Raw genomic sequence first — 2,194 nt, 5'->3', positions numbered from 1 at the left:
GCCGTTGCCCTGCCGCAGGCAGGCGATGAGCTCTTTCTTGAGACTGCCGCGGGGCATCACATAGAGCGCGTTGTAGATGGCCTCATGCGAGGCCTGCCGACGTGAATCGTTGGGTGACATGCGCTTCAGTGTGCGGGCTATCTGTTGCGGTGACCAGTACTTGCGCAGCAGGTGGACCACCACCTCGAAGAGCTCCCCGTCTGGGTGCAGCTTGGGACGCTGGCGTGGCCGATGTCGCGTCAGACGAGCCCGATAACCCGCCAAGCCGGCATCGTAGCCCTTGATGGGGTCGACCGTATGGCGAGCAATTTCTCGCGACACGGTGCTCGGCGCACGACCCAGGTGAGCGGCAATGGCCCGGATCGAATGCGTGGCTCGCATCATCATGATGGCGGCCCGGTCTTCAGCAGAAAGATGGCGATAGCAGTGGTTCATGGCAACACCGTACCTGATGGCTCACGTGTTGCACTTGGTCATTGAGACCGCCCTATCTCAGCTAGACAACTATCAGCGTAGAAGGAGTATAGCGATATGCAAAAGAGCAATTCCTGCGGACACTTTATCTACGTTAACCAAACCTGGCGCTTGAAAGACCCATCAAAAAAGACCCATCAAAGCTGCCAACCCTCCAACCGAATAGTGTAAACTCTCAGTCACATATTTCCCGAATCCATTTCTGAACCTTGTGACGCTGCAACGGAGATGCATAGCGTTGGGTGATCCAACTGGTGGGTATCAAGGCGCTGGTCTGTTCATCCATCTTTATATTGAATTTACGCAAGGAGCCCACTGGAGTATCCTCACTACCGTAGATTGCGATAATACGCAGTTCGATGGCCTTCAGCTCGGTTCCATCGGTTGTTCTACAACCATCCGCAGGAATACCGTGAGCCTTTAAAACACGACTAATGATATCCTCAAAAAAGCCGATGTCGGTGTAGCTTCCCGACCCCATCGGGCCTTGACGCGTCATCTCGACAAGCTGATTTTTAACATCGTCGCACTCTTCCAACCCCTCGACATCTGTCAAGTTTTTTGAATATCTTTCTTTATCGGTATACAACACAGCGATAATATGCTCAATGAAGATCGCTTCGGGGCTCATGTTGCTGATTATACAGCGTGCCTTTAGGCTTCGTCCGCCGCCACGGTTGATGATGATCTTTGGCTGACGCTGCCTTCTGAAGTTCAAGTACAATAACTGAGCGTAAAAGAGCCAGACCAGCAATGTACCGATATTCGTGAGCGCCGTTATCGACGAGCCATGCTGTGATAACCAATTCACTGAACGCTCCTTTCATGCTCGGCGAGAATCCGTATGAATGTCACCAAAAAAACCGGCCACGAGGGCCGGAAGGGAAAACACCGATTTTCTAAAATTAGCTGGCTTCAAGAATGGCGACTTGATCGAGATCAAAAACCGAGTCGACTGGGAGATAGCGATCGGAAAGCTACAAACAAGCCTACGAGGTCAGGCTCATCGTATCTGCCGTAGATTCGGTTCATTCAATCTTCATCGTACCGACCATGGCGTGGCGGCCATTGGCTCGCCCCCATGCCAGCGCCTTTCAATCACGCATTCAAGTCAAAAAAAACAATCACTTACGGACCGTAAGCCATCAAGAGCTCGAGATGGCTTGCAAAGCCTAAGTCTTTGGATTTATTATCGAAACCCCTTCGCGGGTGTAGCTCAATGGTAGAGCAGAAGCTTCCCAAGCTTAAGACGAGGGTTCGATTCCCTTCACCCGCTCCATGCTTTTATTATCTTTTCTCATATATCTTGAGCCAGCCACGCTGAGGCGGAGTGCAGGCAAGTCGTTGAGTTGTGCATAAGTTGATAAGTCAAGTAAAAAAAGCCCGACCTAGCGGTCGGGCTTATTAGCGCTGAGTCCCTTCGTGCTACCGCGAACGTCCTGTTCGCGCTTCCTTGGCGTAAAGGCATCCTGCCCCTTCTTCCCTGCAGAGCCTTTCCTAGCCCTGATGAAAACATCATGCACTATGCGACTATTATTCCAATCAACCCAGATTAACTATGACCGGCCAAATAGTATCGTTTTGTTAAGAAAAATTAGTCGATAGAAAAGGTATGTTGATTGAATATAGTTTAACCATCACCACATCGTAACTGCCTAAAACTTAGGCAGCAAAAAAATCCCCGGCTCAGGGCCGGGGAACCAAGGTGAGGTGGTCCCCG

The 2,194-nt window shown here is 51.0% G+C and carries 2 protein-coding genes and 1 tRNA gene; 1 reads left to right on the top strand and 2 read right to left on the bottom strand.

What is annotated here, in order from left to right:
• The coding region (locus DOM57_RS20610; RefSeq protein WP_162619621.1) for a helix-turn-helix domain-containing protein at positions 1 to 435 on the bottom strand (435 nt) is incomplete at its 3' end.
• A gap of 214 nt (positions 436 to 649) precedes the next feature.
• Positions 650 to 1,285 carry a hypothetical protein gene (locus tag DOM57_RS20605; protein WP_110651269.1) on the bottom strand — a complete coding sequence of 212 codons (636 nt, stop codon included), beginning with the start codon at positions 1,283 to 1,285 and terminating at the stop codon, positions 650 to 652.
• 394 nt (positions 1,286 to 1,679) lie between these two features.
• Between DOM57_RS20605 and DOM57_RS20600 the strand changes: the two genes are divergently transcribed.
• Positions 1,680 to 1,753: transfer RNA gene (locus DOM57_RS20600), tRNA-Gly, on the top strand.
• Positions 1,754 to 2,194: the final 441 nt, after the last annotated feature.

It is taken from the genome of Salinicola peritrichatus, from assembly GCF_003206715.1.
GTDB lineage: Bacteria > Pseudomonadota > Gammaproteobacteria > Pseudomonadales > Halomonadaceae > Salinicola > Salinicola peritrichatus.
The sequence above is the reverse complement of the archived record's forward strand: the minus strand, read 5'-3'. Positions and strand labels throughout refer to the sequence as shown.